This window comes from Caldivirga sp. UBA161 (assembly GCF_002506515.1).
Lineage (GTDB): Archaea > Thermoproteota > Thermoprotei > Thermoproteales > Thermocladiaceae > Caldivirga.
Window position 1 is genome coordinate 1 of sequence record NZ_DAXS01000087.1, and the last position, 2,924, is coordinate 2,924.

The window sequence follows — 2,924 nt, forward strand, 5'->3', positions numbered from 1 at the left end:
GGTGGCTTTGGGTCAGGGATCTCATACTTACCCCTCTGGGCTGTTGGTATTATTGACATTAATATAACTATACCGAAGACAACGTACACTATCCATTCTAAGTTATGTGAGTAAATGTATGCTACCGTCAATGACCCAACTATTGAACCAGTGGTTGTGGCTATTTCAAGGCCCATACCGATCCTAATGTTTGTTATTTTATCCTTTATGTATGCACTGGCTGCGCCACTGGATGTTGATATTGTTGATATTAATGCCGCACCAGCTGCGTAAGCTATTGGTATATTAAGGAAGAGTGTTAATACAGGGACTAAGACTGTACCACCTCCTAGCCCAGTTAATGATCCCAGTAAGCCAGCGAATATGCTTGCTATAAGTATTTCCATGAATATCAATAGCCTTGCAACTATATTCAGCATATGGAATAAATCTGGCTACCTACGGTTTAAAAAACAAACCTTATTATACCTATTATCATAAAATATGATGTAAATTACACATAGCTCAACTTACTATAACATATTATAGTAAGCATTACTTACACTGTATTTCACAATGAATCTTTTTATAATTCAAAACATTAGCCATGGGGCATTGACCATAAGCACTACTGCTAATGATTATGCAGAAAGCGGTGATTTAAACCCAATGTTATGATGTTACTAAGCCTATAGGTTAACCTAAACTAACATTAACTATACCTAAGGCTGATACTAACAATATTACTAATAGTATTAATGATATTGCAGCGTATATTGTATCCTTCCTTAACATTAATACTACAGCAGTTAGTGATAACCCTATTATGGCTGCTGAACCAAAAATAGTCATGCCTATACTTTCAACTTCACTAAGCCTCACTGTTATTAATCCAGTATAGCATGATTTTAATTCATTGGGAGGATCACCACTAAGTAATCCACCTATTGTACAGAATGCTGCATCACCATGCCTTAACATGACTAGTATACAACCAAGTACGAGTAATAATGCGCTCAGCATCATGAGTATGAAGGCTATGTCACCGTATATTCTTGCCTCAGGCTCTTCTCTAATAGTAGGCTTCTCAATGCTCATGATAACCACCCCACTAGTAATGGTAATGATTGCTGTATTAGCCTTAAACCAGCAATAATCATTACCATAATCACCAATATCCTTATCCAATTAACCTTTACCTTAGGCATTATTCTTGATCCAATACGGGCGCCAATTATAATGCCCAGTAGGCATGGTACTGCGAAAAGTGGGATGAAGGCGCCATTATTAATGTAAACCCACATTGCAGCAGTATCCCCAATACCTATCAGTACTATGCTTGATGCGCTAGCCACCTTTAATGGAATGTACATTAGCATGTTGTAGACTGGGACAATGGCCCAACCGGCCCCTAGCCCAAACATACCTGACACTAATCCAACACCCATTAAGCTTAAGAGGCCCCACTGTAGATTCACTACTCTATATTCAATAAGTAAGTTAAGTGACCCCTCCCTATACACTGAGTTAAGCCTGAGTAATTCAGCCAACTTATCCCTCATACTGGGAGGCTTTGGTATATCAGCCTTATTACCCCTTACCACGAATAACATAGCTATGGCTAAGATAAGCATTCCAAGGCTTAGCCTTATAATTGATTTACCCACTGAGCCAAATACATTAGTTATGTGTAATCCTATTATTGAACCAATTATTGCAAAAAGCGTATATGGTATTGATGATACTAACACTAGCCTGAAGTTGGCTAAGTTACCGCGTAAATACGGCTTAGCACTCACCAGGGAACTCATGGTTGCTATGGCTAATCCAGTACTCCTAATTATGTCAGGGTTAATGGATGTGAAGGCCATCATTATTGGCGTAAATAAGACACCCCCACCAACACCAGCCAATGAGGCGACAAAGCCTATGATAATGCATATGCACATTAATGAAGCAAAGAAGATAAGTGTATCCCCTAAGGGAACCAACCCTACCGCATACATTACTAGAGGTAGCATTGTCATATTACTTATACCCTTTATACCGTGATTTAGTAAATATTTTTTGTGTAAAACCAATCATCCAGGTTTCCATAAGAGGTCTTTATAAATTCATGAACATCCTAAGGCATTATTTCACATTTTATGTAATATTAAATCTCATTACATCCTTCAACTTCACTTTATGAATATTGGTAATACCACAATAGCAAGCATTAAGTTAGTGAGCACTATTAATGTGAACGCTAAATAAAGTATATCGTGCTCAAGCGTAAATCTAACCATATTAAGGATTATCATCAATATTGGTATCACTATCAGTGTAAGGAGCCCAATAAGCATTATGCATAAGCCATCAAGTTTAATTAAACCACTGATTATTGTAGTAGCCCCTATTAAGGATGTGTTTAATTGACTTGATGGGTCAGTTATCATGTTCAGTGAATACTGAAGGCCATGTCCACTTGTAATCATTACTAGTAGACCCATTATCATTAACAACACACTTACAAATACCCCATATCTAAGTAAACTACTGGTTATGCCTATGAATTTCTCTTCAATGAGGCTAGTGCTATTAGGCTGCGTACGATACATTATGACTGTCTCATCAGCAGTACTATTATATCTATACGTGAGTAATAGATACAATGTGCTGATAACTATGGCTGAAAAGACTGCAGCCACTATATTCCTCTCAAGGGATGTTAATGGCAGTAAATGTTCTTTACCTAAGCCCCTAAGCGTCATTCTTAACCCAAAGTACGCTAATACCCCTACGAACACCCACCTAATCTGCCTATTAGTAATCCGTATCAGCAGCCTGGTGCCAAGCATTGAACCCATTAATACCCCCACTGCCGCAGCGACAGCTATGAATGGTTGAATGTAGCCGAAATGCCAATATAGTGAACTACTTGTTGCTGCTGTTACTCCTATCAT

General features: G+C 38.1%; 4 protein-coding genes. All 4 read right to left on the bottom strand.

The genetic code is table 11. The annotated features are described in order from the left end of the window. Window positions 1-419 (bottom strand): sulfite exporter TauE/SafE family protein (locus tag BP896_RS09690; protein ID WP_291767918.1); only part of this gene is annotated, 419 nt, incomplete at its 3' end. Between the two features lie 256 nt (window positions 420-675). Then, window positions 676-1,077 (bottom strand): DUF1634 domain-containing protein, encoded by a 402-nt coding sequence (locus BP896_RS09695; RefSeq protein WP_291767920.1) that lies wholly within the window; start codon window positions 1,075-1,077, stop codon window positions 676-678. After that, window positions 1,074-2,006 carry a sulfite exporter TauE/SafE family protein gene (locus BP896_RS09700; RefSeq protein WP_291767922.1) on the bottom strand — a complete coding sequence of 311 codons (933 nt, stop codon included), beginning with the start codon at window positions 2,004-2,006 and terminating at the stop codon, window positions 1,074-1,076. The genes BP896_RS09695 and BP896_RS09700 overlap by 4 nt, the downstream gene beginning before the upstream one ends. Before the next feature lie 153 nt (window positions 2,007-2,159). Then, on the bottom strand, window positions 2,160-2,924 hold a 765-nt coding region (locus tag BP896_RS09705; protein ID WP_291767923.1), incomplete at its 5' end, for a DUF1634 domain-containing protein.

Coding starts and splice junctions, on each gene's coding strand:
- BP896_RS09695 (WP_291767920.1), bottom strand. CDS start 1,077: ATGAGCATTGAGAAGCCTACTATTAGAGAAGAGCCTGAGGCAAGAATA.
- BP896_RS09700 (WP_291767922.1), bottom strand. CDS start 2,006: ATGACAATGCTACCTCTAGTAATGTATGCGGTAGGGTTGGTTCCCTTA.